Annotated in this window: 13 protein-coding genes and 1 riboswitch; of the genes, 1 reads left to right on the top strand and 12 read right to left on the bottom strand. The window is 65.3% G+C overall.

Features of this window, described 5'->3' with window-relative positions; all coding sequences use genetic code 11:
• Nucleotides 1–14: 14 nt before the first annotated feature.
• Genes PPGU16_RS03895 through PPGU16_RS03840 form a run of 12 tightly spaced genes read right to left on the bottom strand, consistent with a single transcriptional unit; the run spans nucleotide 15 to nucleotide 12,455 of the window.
• Nucleotides 15–1,196 (bottom strand): beta-ketoacyl-[acyl-carrier-protein] synthase family protein, encoded by a 1,182-nt coding sequence (locus PPGU16_RS03895; protein ID WP_180721784.1) that lies wholly within the window; start codon nucleotides 1,194–1,196, stop codon nucleotides 15–17.
• Nucleotides 1,193–3,586 carry an MMPL family transporter gene (locus tag PPGU16_RS03890; RefSeq protein WP_180722539.1) on the bottom strand — a complete coding sequence of 798 codons (2,394 nt, stop codon included), beginning with the start codon at nucleotides 3,584–3,586 and terminating at the stop codon, nucleotides 1,193–1,195. The genes PPGU16_RS03895 and PPGU16_RS03890 overlap by 4 nt, the downstream gene beginning before the upstream one ends.
• A complete protein-coding gene (locus PPGU16_RS03885) occupies nucleotides 3,586–4,281 on the bottom strand; it encodes an outer membrane lipoprotein carrier protein LolA (RefSeq protein WP_180721783.1) in 696 nt (231 codons plus the stop codon). The genes PPGU16_RS03890 and PPGU16_RS03885 overlap by 1 nt, the downstream gene beginning before the upstream one ends.
• Nucleotides 4,269–4,706 carry an acyl-CoA thioesterase gene (locus PPGU16_RS03880; protein ID WP_180721782.1) on the bottom strand — a complete coding sequence of 146 codons (438 nt, stop codon included), beginning with the start codon at nucleotides 4,704–4,706 and terminating at the stop codon, nucleotides 4,269–4,271. Before PPGU16_RS03880 ends, PPGU16_RS03885 begins: the two co-directional genes overlap by 13 nt.
• A complete protein-coding gene (locus PPGU16_RS03875; protein ID WP_180721781.1) occupies nucleotides 4,699–6,294 on the bottom strand; it encodes an HAL/PAL/TAL family ammonia-lyase in 1,596 nt (531 codons plus the stop codon). Before PPGU16_RS03875 ends, PPGU16_RS03880 begins: the two co-directional genes overlap by 8 nt.
• On the bottom strand, nucleotides 6,281–8,050 hold the full coding sequence (locus PPGU16_RS03870; protein WP_180721780.1) for a glycosyltransferase family 2 protein: 1,770 nt from the start codon (nucleotides 8,048–8,050) through the stop codon (nucleotides 6,281–6,283). The genes PPGU16_RS03875 and PPGU16_RS03870 overlap by 14 nt, the downstream gene beginning before the upstream one ends.
• A complete protein-coding gene (locus tag PPGU16_RS03865) occupies nucleotides 8,047–9,735 on the bottom strand; it encodes an ApeI family dehydratase (RefSeq protein WP_180722538.1) in 1,689 nt (562 codons plus the stop codon). Before PPGU16_RS03865 ends, PPGU16_RS03870 begins: the two co-directional genes overlap by 4 nt.
• The gene (locus tag PPGU16_RS03860) at nucleotides 9,732–10,427 is read right to left on the bottom strand and encodes a COG4648 family protein (RefSeq protein ID WP_180721779.1); all 696 of its coding nucleotides are present in this window, start codon (nucleotides 10,425–10,427) and stop codon (nucleotides 9,732–9,734) included. The genes PPGU16_RS03865 and PPGU16_RS03860 overlap by 4 nt, the downstream gene beginning before the upstream one ends.
• Nucleotides 10,427–10,678 (bottom strand): acyl carrier protein, encoded by a 252-nt coding sequence (locus PPGU16_RS03855; RefSeq protein WP_007578129.1) that lies wholly within the window; start codon nucleotides 10,676–10,678, stop codon nucleotides 10,427–10,429. The genes PPGU16_RS03860 and PPGU16_RS03855 overlap by 1 nt, the downstream gene beginning before the upstream one ends.
• Before the next feature lie 2 nt (nucleotides 10,679–10,680).
• Complete coding sequence (locus tag PPGU16_RS03850) at nucleotides 10,681–10,980, bottom strand: phosphopantetheine-binding protein (protein ID WP_012400100.1); 300 nt, start codon at nucleotides 10,978–10,980, stop codon at nucleotides 10,681–10,683.
• The gene (locus PPGU16_RS03845; RefSeq protein ID WP_180721778.1) at nucleotides 10,961–11,755 is read right to left on the bottom strand and encodes a lysophospholipid acyltransferase family protein; all 795 of its coding nucleotides are present in this window, start codon (nucleotides 11,753–11,755) and stop codon (nucleotides 10,961–10,963) included. The genes PPGU16_RS03850 and PPGU16_RS03845 overlap by 20 nt, the downstream gene beginning before the upstream one ends.
• A complete protein-coding gene (locus PPGU16_RS03840; RefSeq protein WP_180721777.1) occupies nucleotides 11,739–12,455 on the bottom strand; it encodes a beta-ketoacyl synthase chain length factor in 717 nt (238 codons plus the stop codon). The genes PPGU16_RS03845 and PPGU16_RS03840 overlap by 17 nt, the downstream gene beginning before the upstream one ends.
• Nucleotides 12,456–12,978: 523 nt before the next feature.
• A riboswitch (yybP-ykoY riboswitch) is annotated at nucleotides 12,979–13,158 on the top strand.
• A gap of 57 nt (nucleotides 13,159–13,215) precedes the next feature.
• Here PPGU16_RS03840 and PPGU16_RS03835 point away from each other — a divergent pair.
• A complete protein-coding gene (locus PPGU16_RS03835) occupies nucleotides 13,216–13,788 on the top strand; it encodes a TMEM165/GDT1 family protein (RefSeq protein WP_042313223.1) in 573 nt (190 codons plus the stop codon).
• Nucleotides 13,789–13,799 lie beyond the last annotated feature (11 nt).

Below are 13,799 nucleotides of genomic sequence, written 5' to 3'. Positions count from 1 at the left end.
TACTTCCGTCCCGTTCAGCGCGCCAGTATCAGGCTGACGTTGCTGCCGCCGAACGCAAACGAATTGCTCATCACGTATTGCGCGCCGTCGCGTGGAATGCGCCGCTCGTCCTGCACGAGATCCAGTTCGGGCAACGCCGGGTCCGCTTCGCCATCCCATCGATGACGCGGCATCGCGACGTCGTCGCGCGCCAGCGTGAGCCACGCAAAGCCCAGTTCCGTCGCGCCCGCCGCGCCGAGCTGGTGCCCCGTGAACGGCTTCGTGCCGCTCGCAGGCACGCCGTGCGCGAACACGCGCGACATCAGATGCGCTTCCATGTCGTCGTTCTTGCGCGTGGCCGTCGCGTGCAGATTCACGTACGCAATCGCCGACGGCTCGACGCCCGCGTCCTTCAGCGCCGCGCGCAACGCAAGCTCGCCGCCGATGCCCTGCGGGTCCGGCGCCGACACATGATGCGCATCGCTCGATTCGCCTGCGCCCGCAAGGCGCACTTCGCCTTCCTCGCGTGTCATCAGGAACACGGTGGCGCCCTCGCCGACATTGATGCCTTTACGGTTGCGGCTCATCGGATTGGTACGCGTCACGCTCGTCGATTCGAGCGACGCAAAGCCCTGCACCGTCAGCTCGCACAGCGTATCGACACCGCCGACCATCATCGCGTCGCACACGCCCAGTTGCAGTAAACGGCGCGCCGACACGAAGGCTTTAGCGCTCGACGTGCAAGCCGTCGAAATCGTGAACGCTGGGCCTTGCACATTCAGCGCAGCGGCCGCGAACGGCGCGGCCGTGCCGATCTCCATCTGCCGGTAGTTGAAGTCTTCCGGCAACTGGCCCGCTTGCGCCTGGTGCACGAATGCGACCTCGGCTGCATCGATGCCCGATGTGCTCGTGCCGAGCACGACGCCGATGCGATGCGCGCCGTAGCGCTCGCGTGCCGCCTCGATCTCGGGGCGGATCTGTTCGAGCGCCGCGAGCAGCATGCGGTTGTTGCGGCAATCGAAGCGCTTGAGCGTGGCGGGCAGTGCCGTGTCGAGCGGCGTCGACACGCGGCCGACGTACGCGTCGCCGATGCCCGTGTGCATCAATCCCATGCCGGGCGATTGCGCGGCTTCGAGCGCGGGCACGATCGAAGCGACGTCGCCGCCGAGCGCATTGACCATGCCGAGCGCATGCAGATAAACGGGTGGCAATGTCATGCGACTCTCCTTCTTCCAGGCGGCATGCCGATCGGTGCGAGCAGCACCGAAACGAGAATGCCGAGCGCCAGTGTGGCGCCAAAACTCTTCAGTGCGGGCATCGCGCTCAGGCCGAGCATGCCGAACGACAGCAGCGTGGTCGCCGCCGACAGCAGCACGCCCGTCCACACCGCGCCGAGATCGGCGTGGTCGCGCAGGCAACCTTCGCGCAGGAATACCGCATAGTTTGCACCGACGCCGAGCACGAGCATCAGCGCGAGACAGTTGAACAGGTTGAGCGGCACGCGCGCATAGCCGAACGCAGCGAGCGTCACGCCGATGGCGAGCAGCACAGGCAGCGTCGTGGCGATGCCGCCGCGCGGCGTGTAGCGCACCATCAGCAGAATCAGCACGAGCAGCAGCGCGCCCGCGAGCCAGATGCCGCTGTCGATGCGATAGGCGCCGAACAGTTTCGAGACGCTCGCGGCCTTGTCGACGAACACGACGCCGTCGACGGAATGCGCAGCGTCGATCAACGCGGCGACGTTTTGCGGCGTCACGCGCTGTGGAATCACGATGGCGGCGTAGCCTTGATCGACCGCACCGAGCCACAGGTGACGATAAGGCTGCGACCACGGCGCAGCGAGCCAGCGCTCGACCGTCAAAGGCGCTGCATTCGACTTCGCATACGAAGCGAGCCACGCATCGGCGACTTCGTCGCGAAAGCCCGCTTGCAGCAGCATCGAACGAAGCGCGGCGGGATCATTGAATACGTGCTGCGCGAGCACGTTGCGCGTGTCGGCCTGGCGTTGCGCCGACGGCACGAACTGCGTCACCGATTGCCAGCCATTCACGGCTTGCGCGCCGCTCAACGCATCGAGCTTCGCGCCGAGCGCTTCCGCGCGCTGCAGGACGGTTTCCTGCGACGATCCACGCACGACGAAAAACTGCGCCGTGTTGTCGACGCCGATCGCGTTGCGCACCTGATCTTCCTGCGCAACGAGTGCGGGATCGCGCTGGATCAGCAGATGGATGTCGTCGTCGCTGGTGAGGCGCAGCCAGCCCGGAATCGCGATCAGCACGAGCACGCCCGCGACGATCCACGCGCGCCGCCCGCCGATGGCCCCGTGCCAGCGTTCGAGCAGCACCGCGGCACGCAGAAAGAGGCGTCGCTGCGCATGCTTCGGTCCCTTGACCAGCAGCACGGGCAGCAACCACAGCACCGACGCGAACGCCGTGCAGATACCAACGATCGCAAAGCACGCAATCTGCTTGAGCGCCGGGAACGGCACCCACGCGAGGATGGCGTAGCCGAGCAGGCTCGTCGCGAGGGCGACACTGAGCGCGGGCCGCACCGAGCGCGCGCCCTGCCGCGCGTTCCAGCCACGCTGTGCGCCGAGGTAGACGACGAAGTATTGAATCGAATAGTCGACAGCCTCGCCGATCAGGCTCGCGCCGAACACGAGCGTCAACAGATGCAGCTTGCCGAACACGAGCATCGTGACGGCGAGCGCGCAAACAATACCGAGCGCCGTCGACACGAAGCCGAACAGCAACAGACGCGGCGAACGGAACACCCACAGCATCAGCAGCGCGATGCCGCACGCGGACGCGACGCCGATCAGATGCACCTCGCGCTCCGACGCGCTGCGTGCCGATTCGGCATAGAACACGGCGCCCGTACGCGCGACGCTCGCATCGGAATAGCCTGTCTTCAGCGCGGCTTGCGCCTGCGCGACGGCCGACAGCACCGCGCGCTGCGTTTGCGATTCATACGCGGAACCGGGCAGCGTCGTGACGACGAGCACGCTCGTCAGGTCGCCGCGATGCGCGACGAGCATGTTGTCTTCGAGATCGAGATTCGAGGTGGCGAGCGGCAAGCCGCTCAGAAAATGTTCGAGCCAGCCGAACGGATCATCGGCGAGCTGCGTGGCGAGCGGACCGCGCACCGGGTTGTAGAGGCGCTGCATCAGCGCATCGTGCAGCGATGCCGTGTCATTGGCGATCGCGTCGCGGTCGTCGCGTGTCAACAGGCCGAAGCGATACGGCATGTACAAGCCGCCGATCTGCGACATGTCGAAAGGCGGCAACTCCGCCGTCACCGACGCGAACGCGCCGCTTTTCTGCAACGCCGCGCCGAATTGTTTCGCTGCCGCTTTCGCGCGCGCGTCGTCCTTGCTCGTCACCAGGAACACCGTGCGATCGCCGAGCGCGTTCGCGAGCGTATCGACGGCTTTTTCGGCGACAGGATCGGCTTCCGTGGCGGGCAGCAACGCGAGCAGATTCGTCTCCAGCGGCGACGGCCCCATGAAACGAAAGACGCAGTACAGCGACGCGACGAGCGCGAGCACGAGCCATGCGGCCCGGATGCCCCACAACTGCGTCTTGGTCCACTGTCGCGCCATCAGCATCATTGTGCTCCAAGCAGCGTGCGCTCGTCGGACGAGAGATCGTCGACCGCTTCGCTCTTCGTGAACTCGATCTGCGTGACATCGCCATTCGCCAGCGTGATGCGCAACGACTGCAGGAACTCGCCGCCCGTCATCTGCAAGCCCTTGATCGATTGCGCGAGCTGCGGCTGGTTTGGCTTCAGCGCGAGCTTCCATTGCGACGTCGTGCCCTGCGCGTCCACATCGAACTGCGAAAAAAGCGCGGACAGGTCGCCGCCGAGCATCGCGCGCATCATCTTCGAGACCTGTGCGACACCGCGCACGCCCTGCGCGCTCTTTGATTTGACGCGCTTGCCGTTTGCATCGACTTCGCTCACGCCTGCATCGGTGATGACGTATATCGCCTTGTATGGCGTGTCGACCCGCCAGATCACGCCTCGCTCACGGAAGAACACCAGCGTGCCCGTGCTCACCAAAGGCTGCTTCATCGCGGACAGCGTCTGCGTCTGCGTGAACTGCGCACGCACGCCCTTGGTCTGCGCAAGACGCGAGGCGACCTGCGAAACGAGAGCGGCGTTGCCGTTTTGCGTTTGTGCTTGCGTTTGTGCTTGTGCTTGCGCTTGCGCTTGCGAGGCAGCCTGCGCGGTTGCTAAAGGCACCGCGCTTGACGCGAGCAACAGAGCCATCAACGCAGCGCGAAATCTCAACGTGCCCATGCGCGCTCCAGCTTTTCGAACACCACAGGCGGCGACACGAATTGCGTTTCCTGCGTGGCGGCTTCAATCGCGACCTGAATCGTGTAGCCCTTCGTCAGCCGCGTACCCGTCGCGCAATCGACGATTTCATAGCCTATTTTCAGGCGGTTTTCGTATTCGAGCAGTTCGGTGCGCACGTCGATCCGCTGGCCGTATGTCGCGGGCCGCACGTACTTCAGATGCGCCTCGACGATCGGCCACAGATAACCCGACGACTGCATCTCGCGGTAGTCGTAGTCGAATGCGCGCAACAGCGCGGCGCGGCCGATCTCGAAGTACTTGAGGTAATGGCCATGCCAGCAGACGTTCATCGCGTCGACATCATGAAACGGCACCTCGACGATCGCGCTCGCCTTCAACGTCTTGCCCGGGTGACGCTCATTCATGATCCGCGCCTCCTTCGATCAGCGCGCAATCGGCAATGCGCGCCGTCAACGCTCGCAGATCGCTTTCGAGCGCGCGGTCTTCGTCGACGAACGGCGACATCGCGGCCACCTCTTGAGCGAATGCACGCAGTGGCGCGGGGACGTTCGTCTCATCGTTGATGCGCACGCGCAGCTTCAGCGCCTGCACGGTGGCGAGCGTATGCGCGGCCGCGACCTGCTCCGTCAGTTCGAGCACGCGCAGGCAATCGCGCGCGGCAATCGTGCCCATGCTGACCTTGTCCTGGTTGTGCGCTTCCGTCGAACGCGAGAACACGCTCGCGGGCATCGTGTGCTTCAGCGCTTCCGCCGTCCACGCCGACGACGAAATCTGCACCGCCTTGAAACCGTGATTGATCGGCGCGCGCGCCGAGGTCGCGCCTGTCAGGTTACGCGGTAAGCCGTTGTTGAACTTGTCGTCGACGATCAGCGCGAGTTGCCGGTCCATCAAATCCGCGAGATTCGCGACGGCTGTTTTCAACGCGTCCATCGCAAATGCGATGTGACCGCCGTAGAAGTTTCCGCCGTGCAGCACGCGCTCGCCGTCCGGGTCGATCAGCGGATTGTCGTTCGCGCTGTTCAGTTCGTTTTCGACGTCGCGCCGCACCCACGACAAGGCATCGACGGCGACGCCGATCACATGCGGCGCGCAGCGGATCGAATAGCGATCCTGCAAACGATGCCCCGGCGTGTCGTCGCGGCCCGCAAGATCCGCGCGAATCCACGCGGCGGCTTCGGCCTGGCCTGCGTGCGGCTTCGCTTCGAAGATCATCGCGTCGAAGTGCGCGGCGCGGCCATCGAGTGCAACCGTCGACAGCGCCGTCAAACGCGATGCAAGACGCGCGAGATGTTTGGCGCGCGCGAACGCGAGACACGCGAGGCCCGTCATCACGGCCGTGCCGTTCATCAGCGCGAGGCCTTCCTTCGGCGCGAGCGTCAGTGGCGCGTGACCCAGCTGCGTCCACACGCCAGCGGCGTCGCGCAGCGTGCCGTCGAACATCACATCGCGTTCGCCGACGAGCGCTGCCGCCACATACGACAGCGGCGTCAGATCGCCGCTCGCCCCAACCGAGCCTTCCGACGGAATACGCGGCAGCACGCGATGATTGATCAGATCGGCGAGCCGTTCAAGCAGCACGGGGCGCACACCGGAAAAGCCGTACGCGAGCGAGTTCAGACGCGCGGCGATCACGGCGAGCGCTTGCGCATCGTCGAGATACGCGCCCATGCCGCAGCCGTGATAGCGCGTCAGTTGCAGCGGCAAGGCTTCGACGAGTTCCATCGGCACATCGACGACGCACGCGTCGCCGTACCCCGTGTTCACGCCGTACACCGTTTCGCCCGCGGCGAGATGACGGCGCAGAAAATCCGCGCCGCGCTGGATGCGCGAACGCCACGCTGGGTCGCCGCTCAGCGCGACGCTCGCGCGCCCTTTCGCAATCGCGACGACCTCTTCGATCGACAGCTTGCGCCCGCCGATCACCACCGTACGCGGCGCTGCCGTGTGCGCAGCGCGTGCGTGCGCATCGTCGACCAGATCATGTTCCGACATTCGCGTCTCCGTGTGGGATGCCACCCGTTATCGTTTTTCGGGGACGCGCCCAGAAATCGAAGAAATTGAACCATTGATAAGGTGCCTTGCGGCAGTAGTGCTCGAGACGCGACGCATAGCGCTGCGCCCAGGCGGCGATATGCTGCGCGCGTTCGCGACGCGGCAAGTCGATGCGCTCGGCGAACGGCTCGAAGTACAGGCGGTAGCGCTCGCGATTGCGTTCATCGCGCTCTTTCAGGCAGAAGAACAGATACACCGGGCAACCAAGCGCATGCGCGAGCACATAAGGTCCTTGCGCGAACGGCGCCGTCGCGCCGAGAAATTGCGCATCGGTCGTGCGGCCCGTTTCGCGCGCGGGCACGCGATCGCCGACGATCACCAGCAACTCGCCCGCGTCGATACGCTCCTGCATCATCATCGACGTCTCGGGTCCGAAGTCGCTGACCTGCACGAGACGTTTCGCGAACTCGCTGTTCGCCGTCGACAGCACGCTGTTGAAGCGCTTCGCGTGCTCGGTGTAGACGATGGCCGTGACCTTCGCGTGGCCGCCGTTCGCGGCAAGCGCGCGCGTCATTTCGAGGTTGCCCAGATGCGCGCCGATCACGAGCGCGCCGCGGCCGCTCGCGACGAGCGCGTCGAACGCGGACGGATCGTCGAAGACCACGTCGTCGGAGTCGATGCGGCCCGACCACGCGGCGAGCTTGTCGAGGCCCGATTGCGCGAACGCGAGCATCTGGCGGTAAGCGGAACGCCAGCCCGGACGCGGCGTGCGCTCACCTTGCGCGGCCTGTTCGAGATGCGTGAAATAGGTGCGCGACGCAGCGCGCGCCGCGCGGCCCGTCATCAGAAAGTACGCGACGATGGGATGCAGCCACAACGCGGTGAAGCGCATGCCGAACAGCTTGCAACTGAGCGCAAGCAGCGTCATGCCGAGGCGGCTGCCGCGCTCGGCCATGCGCCACCATTTCGCATTGTCGCCGGTCGAATTCGAAGCGGCGGACTTGCGCGGCATGAACTTGTGCGCGAGCAGCATCGGCAGGCGCAGCAGCATGCCGCAGACAAGCCGCGTGTGACTCGCGCTGATGCGCACGTTGTCCCACAGCACGTCGAAGTGCGATACGCCGTCCATCGCGTACGTGACGCGCGTCGGTATCGCGCGGAACGCGAGACGCCGCCAGTACAGACGCACCAGAATCTCGATGTCGAAGTCCATGCGCGTCGGCAGATCGACGCTGTCGATCAGCGCGCATGCGGCGTCGAGCGGATAGAGACGGAAGCCGCACATCGAGTCGCGGATCGTCAGCGACAGCGTTTCGATCCATACCCACACATGCGTCAGATAGCGGCCATAAAGACGCGATTTCGGCACGCTGTCGTCATAGACGGGTCGGCCGAGAATCACGGCGCCCGGTTCGGCGCGCGCGGCAGCGAGGAACAGCGGCACGTCGTTCGCGTCGTGCTGGCCGTCCGCGTCGATCTGCAAGGCGTGTGTATGGCCCGCGCGCTTCGCAGCGCGCAGTCCCGCCATCACGGCCGCGCCCTTGCCGCCATTGACGGGCAACCGCAGCAGCGTCATCCGCTCGCGATACTGGCAAGCCAGTTTCGCGAGCACCGCTTGCGTCGCTTCGTCGCTGCCGTCGTCGACGACGAAGATGGGCAGGCCGTGCACGGCCAGACGCTCGACGGTGCCCCCGATCGCGTCCTTGTGGTTGTAGATCGGAATGACGATGCACGCGTTGAACCCTGCGTTGCTCATGCGCGCTCCCGATACACGATCACGCCCGACGAACTGTCGCGGCCATCGATGCGAAACGCGAACTGCACGCGCCGCCGCGCGGCATCGTGCGACAGCTTCAGGTCGAGCACGGCGCCCGGCATCACGGGCGCGGTGAACTTCAGGCGATCGACGGATTCGATCTCGCGCACGCCCGTCACGTGCGCGGCGGCAAGCCGGATCGCCCAGTCGAGCTGCACGACGCCGGGCAGGATCGGCAGGCCGGGAAAGTGGCCTTCGAAATGAGCGAGCGTCGGCGGCACGCGCAGTTCGTAATGCACGTCGTCGCCGTCGCGCGCTTCGGACAGCAGTTCGAAGCCTTCGTCGCGCGGCTCGAATGCAGCGGCGACGGCGGCAACGGGCAACTTGCCGCGCGCGTCGAACGGCAGCGCAATGCGAAAGCGCCAGTGACGCGGCAGCACGACCACGTCGAAATACGCGGCGAGATGGCGGCGCAAGGTCTTCGCGAGCGCGACGCGCCCCTCGGTCCGCAGCGCCGCGCTACCCGCATCATTGAGCGCGACTACTGCGCCGAGACGTTCGCGCGACGCACCCGCGAGCGGCACCACGGCCGACTGCGCGACATAGGGATGCAACGCGAGGCGCGCTTCGACTTCGGGCAGCGACACGCGCTTGCCGTCGAGCTTGATCACGCGGTCGAGACGTCCTTGCAGACGGAAGCGGCCATCGTCGTCGAACACGATGGCGTCATCCGTGCGATGCCAGTCGTCGTGGCCCAGATGCGGCGAGCGCACGTTCAGTGCGCCGTCTTCGCCACGCTGAACCTCGACGCCATTCACCGGCCGCCACGCCGACGTCTCGTTCTGGCGACGCCATGCGATGCCGCCCGTTTCCGTGCTGCCGTAGATTTCGATCGGCGCGCTGCCGAAAGCGGCGGCGTATTCAGCGGCGGCTTCGGCGGACAGTGGGCCGCCCGACGAGAAGAACGCGCGCGGCACGGGCGTCAATGCCGCGAAGCCGGGCATCGCGGGCCAGCGCGACAGTTGCGCGGGCGACGACACGACCACGGCCGCGCCGCACTGCTCGATGCGCGACTGTACGTGCTGCGGCTCGATGCAGACGGCGCGATCGAACGCGCGTCCGGCCGCGAGCGGCCACATCACGCGAAACAGCAAGCCGTAGATGTGATGATGCGGGACGCTCGCGAGCATCGTCGCATCGCCGACGAACTCGCCCCACTCGCGCTCCAGCGTATGCACTTCAGCATCGAATTGCGCGAGCGTCTTGTGAATCGGCTTCGGCGTGCCGCTGCTGCCCGATGTGTAGAGCGTGAGCGGCGCGTTGGGATCGATTTTTAAAGGCGCTTCAGCGCTTGTCTGCGTGGCGGCATGCGCTCGGACGTCGGCGTCCGTGAGTACGGCGTCGTACGCATCGGCGAGATCGGCGAGATAGCCGGGCGTCGCGTTCGCCGGAATGACGGGCGTCTTGCCGCAGGCGAACAGCGCGAACAGTGCGCACGCGAAATCGAAGGGATCGTCGATGCACAGCGCGTACCGTTGGGCCGGCGTCTCACGCAGTTGCAATGCAATGGCGAAGACGCGCGCGCGAAACGCGGAGAAATCGATTGTGTGGTTTGCTTCGTCGTCACGGCAGACAGGGACGTCTCCAGCACGCTCGCACGACAGCAGATCGTGCAGCGCGATCATGCCGCCTCCGAGCGTCGCACGCGCGGCAGGATCACGAGATACCGCCATGCGATTTCACCAGCCAGCAGCAGGCCGATCAGGCCGTAGGCAATCGCGCCGTTATACAGCGACCACGCCTCGCGCGACCAGTAAAGCGCGGTGTACAGAGAGAACCCGCCGTTTGCGAGGAAGAACGCACACCAGATCTGCGTCACGAGGCGCGTGTGGCGGATCGCCGGCTCGCTCAGATCGGGCGTGCCGATGCGCGCGAATTTTTCGATCATCGTCGGGCCGCGCACGAGTGTCGCGCCGAACGCGATCAGCAGGCCGAGATTCACCAGCGACGGATAGATGCGCAGCAGCAGTTCGCTATTGGTCCACACGATGGCTGCGGAAGCGAGGCTCAGCATGAACGCCACCGCCCAGTCCACGCGCGTCAGCTTGCGCAGCGACGCGCCGAATGCGCCCGTGCCCGCGCAACGCTGCAGCCATAGCAACGCGAACAGCAGGCAGCCGACAAAACGCGGCGCGTCCCAGAACCACGCGCACAGAATGACAGCGGGATACGCGAGTTTTGCGAGCACACCCAGCGCGAAACCCGCCCAGCTGCGCGGGCGCTCGCCGTCGTTCGCAGCCTGCGTGGCTGCTTGCGTTGCGCCCGGCGCCTGACTATCGTCCGGGGCGCCCTGCGCGTGCGAACGTTGCGTGTGCATCAGCCCTGCGCCGCGAGCAGCGACTCGACAGCCGCGATCACGTCGCCGACCGTGCGCACCGACTTGAACTCCTCCGGCTTGATCCGGCGGCCCGTCATCTCCTGCAGCTTGATCGCGAGATCGACGGCGTCGATGCTGTCCAGATCGAGTTCTTCGAACAGGTGCGCTTCGGGCGTCACGCGTTCGGGCTCGATCGCGAAGTTCTCTTTGAAGATGGCGCGGATGCGCTCAAGGATCTCGGTGTCGGTCACGGTCATTCCCCTTTCTTTGTGGTATCGCCCGATTCATGCGCAAGCTCGCGCTGGCTCGCCACCAGCGCCGCAAGCGTATTGATCGAGCGGAAGTGCTCTCGCGTGCGTTCGTCATTCGCCGCGATCGTCAATTGATAGTGTTTGCGCAGCACGATGCCGATTTCGAGCGCGTCGATCGAATCGAGACCGACGCCGTCGGTATCGAAGAGCGGCGCATCGTCGTCGATGTCGGCGGGCGTCAGGTCTTCCAGATCGAGTGCTTCGATCAGAAGCTGTTTGATTTCAAGCTTTAAAGAATCCATAGTCGAACAGGTGCTGGGTGATATGTGCTTCGATGGCGCTCGTCACCGTGCGAGCGGCCAGCGCGGGCGGTTCGTCGTGTGCCGCGAGCGCGTCCGCGCCGAGCGGCTCGAGCACGTTGACACGCATGCGGAACGCGCGCTCGGGCACGTTGTACCAGCGCATGCCCTTCGTAAATGCAGGTGGATCGCAGTCCATCAATACCGGCAGGATCGGCGCGCCGGATTTGAGCGCCATGTGCGCGAAACCGCGCGAAAACGCATGCATCCGGTTGCGCGCCGGGCTGCGCGTGCCTTCCGGAAAGATGATCATCGTGTAGCCGCTCTCCAGCTGCCGCGCGCCCGCTTCGACGAGATCGAGCGGATCGGCATTGCTCACGTATTCCGCCGCGCGCACGACGCCCCAGAAAAATGGGTTGCCCCAGTGCGAGCTCTTGACGACGCAGCACGCGCGCGGCGTCAGCGACAGCAGCACCATCACGTCGAGCCACGTCGGATGATTCGCGACCACGATGGCCGGCTCGTTGTCCTTGCGGCGCAGCGCAGCAACGCCGTGCGCATCGAGTTCCATCACGCCGGCCCACTTCAGCACGGCGACGAGCGCGCGAAAAAATGCGTGAATGATCGCCGTGATCGCGCGCTGCTTCGACGCGCGATGCGGCCATATCCACGCGATCGGAAACAGGATCAGCGAAAAGCCGAGCCCGCAGACGCCGAACGCCGTGAATGCGAGTGCCGTCGCCACGAGGCGCCAGTGATAATCAAGCCACGCCTTCATCCCAGCTCCATTCCCAGACCGCATATTCGCCGCGCCACTGCGCGGCCGCACGCGTGTCGAGGCAGTGATGCACAGCCTGACTCTGGGTTGCAAAGAGAGTGCCCGCGCCTTCGGGCGACGCTTCAGGCGACGCATTGCCGTCGTCGACAGCCGTGCGTGAGCAGGACAGGCGACCCACCGGGGCTTCGTCCAGCAGAATCGCGACCGCGCCGCCCTGCACTTCTTCTTCGATCGTGCCGTAGCCGGGATCAGCCGGTTCGTCGGCGTAGACGAGCAGCACGGGGGTCGAAGTGTCGGTGGCGTATTGCGCGTGCGCTTCGAGCAGCGCGTAGCCGAGCGTCTCCGCACCGGCTGACAGCGCGCTCGCGGCCGTGCGGTCGCCGCGCGAAATGCCGAACACGCCCGTCATCGCGTTGAGCACGGAGAGACTGAACGCGGTCGGCGACACCGGCTCGCCCGCGCTGATGTTGCGCAGGATGTCGGTGGTGCGGCGCAGCTCGCCGTGCCGCGATGCGAAGACGATCCGCACGTTCGGCCGGTCGGCGACGCAATCATGCGCAACTTTGAGCGCGATACGCGACAGCGTGCTCAGGCGACGCCGCACCATCGGCTCGATAAAGCCAATATCGGGTGCGGCGGCTGCGACGGCAGGCCAGGAAGACCAGCGAGCAACCGGAATAGTCCAGTGCAGATCGGGCATATCGGTGTTCGCGCGTGAAGGCTGCTGACGCCAGAGGCGCGCCCGCCATCGACAGCACGTGAAGCGCGCAATTCCGGGGCGAGGCGCTACGCCAGTTCGGTGAGTCCACTTTTATTTTAAGGAGTCACCCAAATAACGGCACGCAGCGGTGATTATTTAGGGGCGGGACGCCAAAACGGGTTTTCGTCTGGTCATTACGTTGACCGCCCGAAATGATACAGAGCATTCTGGCCGAAATCAGCCAGAAAAGACGTATCTATCTGTATCCGTCTCTTGCGCGCGACGGACGCGTTCACAGACCTTGCGCGGCCCGTCGGGACGGCCTCCGCCCGGCTTGACCGCGCCCCACGGCGCCTGATATTCGCGCCGTTTGTAACGCTTCCATTCACGTTGGTTGCACGCGACGAATCCGTAAAAAAACGATAATCGCGCCCGATTTTGCAATGACCTGCTGTAAGTGAACCAAAGGAGAACGCAAGTAGCGCGAAAACTTCGCTTTCGCGCAAGCTGCCGTGCTATACTCCGGCCCTTCATTGGGGAGTAGCCGCCCTGCTTCATGCCCGCGCATCGGCCCAGCTTCTGGCCGGCGAGCGCAGCGCGCATGATCCGCGGGGGCGCCTGTCAACAGACTTGGCCGTATGGCCATGGCAGACGCAGCCTCTGGCCTGGCGAGACCGATGATCCACCACCGCCGCTTTAGGGCCCGGCGCGTTGTGGGTCGTCGCTCGCACACATCTCGGCCCGGGGAATCTATCAAAACGTGGAACAAGCCTTTCTGATCTCGACGGGCGCCGTCGCGCTTGCTGAAATCGGCGACAAGACCCAACTGCTGTCGCTCGTCCTCGCCGCCCGCTACCGCAAGCCGCTGCCCATCATTCTCGGCGTGCTCGTCGCCACGCTGATCAATCATGCGGGCGCCGGCGCACTCGGCGCGTGGCTCGGCTCGCTCGTCACGCCGACCGTGATGCGTTGGGCGCTGGCGGCATCGTTCATTGGCATGGGCTTGTGGATTCTCGTGCCCGACAAGCTCGACGATGCCGAAGCGAACACCAATCGCACGCACTTCGGCGTGTTCGGCGCAACCGTGGTCACGTTCTTTCTCGCCGAAATGGGCGACAAGACGCAGATCGCGACCGTCGCACTCGCCGCGCGCTTCCACGATTTCTTCGGTGTCGTCGCGGGCACGACGCTTGGCATGATGCTCGCGAACGTGCCGGCGATCCTGCTCGGCGACCGCTTCGCGCACAAGCTGCCGACCAAACTCGTACACGGCATCGCCGCCGTCATGTTCGTCGTTCTCGGCGCGATGGCGCTGATGGGCATCGGCGTCTGATGGTCTGCCGG

Origin of the sequence: Paraburkholderia largidicola (assembly GCF_013426895.1) — a bacterium.
Lineage (GTDB): Bacteria > Pseudomonadota > Gammaproteobacteria > Burkholderiales > Burkholderiaceae > Paraburkholderia > Paraburkholderia largidicola.
The sequence above is the reverse complement of the archived record's forward strand: the minus strand, read 5'-3'. Positions and strand labels throughout refer to the sequence as shown.

Excerpts from the sequence above, each read along its gene's own strand:
- PPGU16_RS03895 (WP_180721784.1), bottom strand. The coding sequence starts at position 1,196 with ATGACATTGCCACCCGTTTATCTGCATGCGCTCGGCATGGTCAATGCG.
- PPGU16_RS03890 (WP_180722539.1), bottom strand. The coding sequence starts at position 3,586 with ATGCTGATGGCGCGACAGTGGACCAAGACGCAGTTGTGGGGCATCCGG.
- PPGU16_RS03885 (WP_180721783.1), bottom strand. The coding sequence starts at position 4,281 with ATGGGCACGTTGAGATTTCGCGCTGCGTTGATGGCTCTGTTGCTCGCG.
- PPGU16_RS03880 (WP_180721782.1), bottom strand. The coding sequence starts at position 4,706 with ATGAATGAGCGTCACCCGGGCAAGACGTTGAAGGCGAGCGCGATCGTC.
- PPGU16_RS03875 (WP_180721781.1), bottom strand. The coding sequence starts at position 6,294 with ATGTCGGAACATGATCTGGTCGACGATGCGCACGCACGCGCTGCGCAC.
- PPGU16_RS03870 (WP_180721780.1), bottom strand. The coding sequence starts at position 8,050 with ATGAGCAACGCAGGGTTCAACGCGTGCATCGTCATTCCGATCTACAAC.
- PPGU16_RS03865 (WP_180722538.1), bottom strand. The coding sequence starts at position 9,735 with ATGATCGCGCTGCACGATCTGCTGTCGTGCGAGCGTGCTGGAGACGTC.
- PPGU16_RS03860 (WP_180721779.1), bottom strand. The coding sequence starts at position 10,427 with ATGCACACGCAACGTTCGCACGCGCAGGGCGCCCCGGACGATAGTCAG.
- PPGU16_RS03850 (WP_012400100.1), bottom strand. The coding sequence starts at position 10,980 with ATGGATTCTTTAAAGCTTGAAATCAAACAGCTTCTGATCGAAGCACTC.
- PPGU16_RS03845 (WP_180721778.1), bottom strand. The coding sequence starts at position 11,755 with ATGAAGGCGTGGCTTGATTATCACTGGCGCCTCGTGGCGACGGCACTC.
- PPGU16_RS03840 (WP_180721777.1), bottom strand. The coding sequence starts at position 12,455 with ATGCCCGATCTGCACTGGACTATTCCGGTTGCTCGCTGGTCTTCCTGG.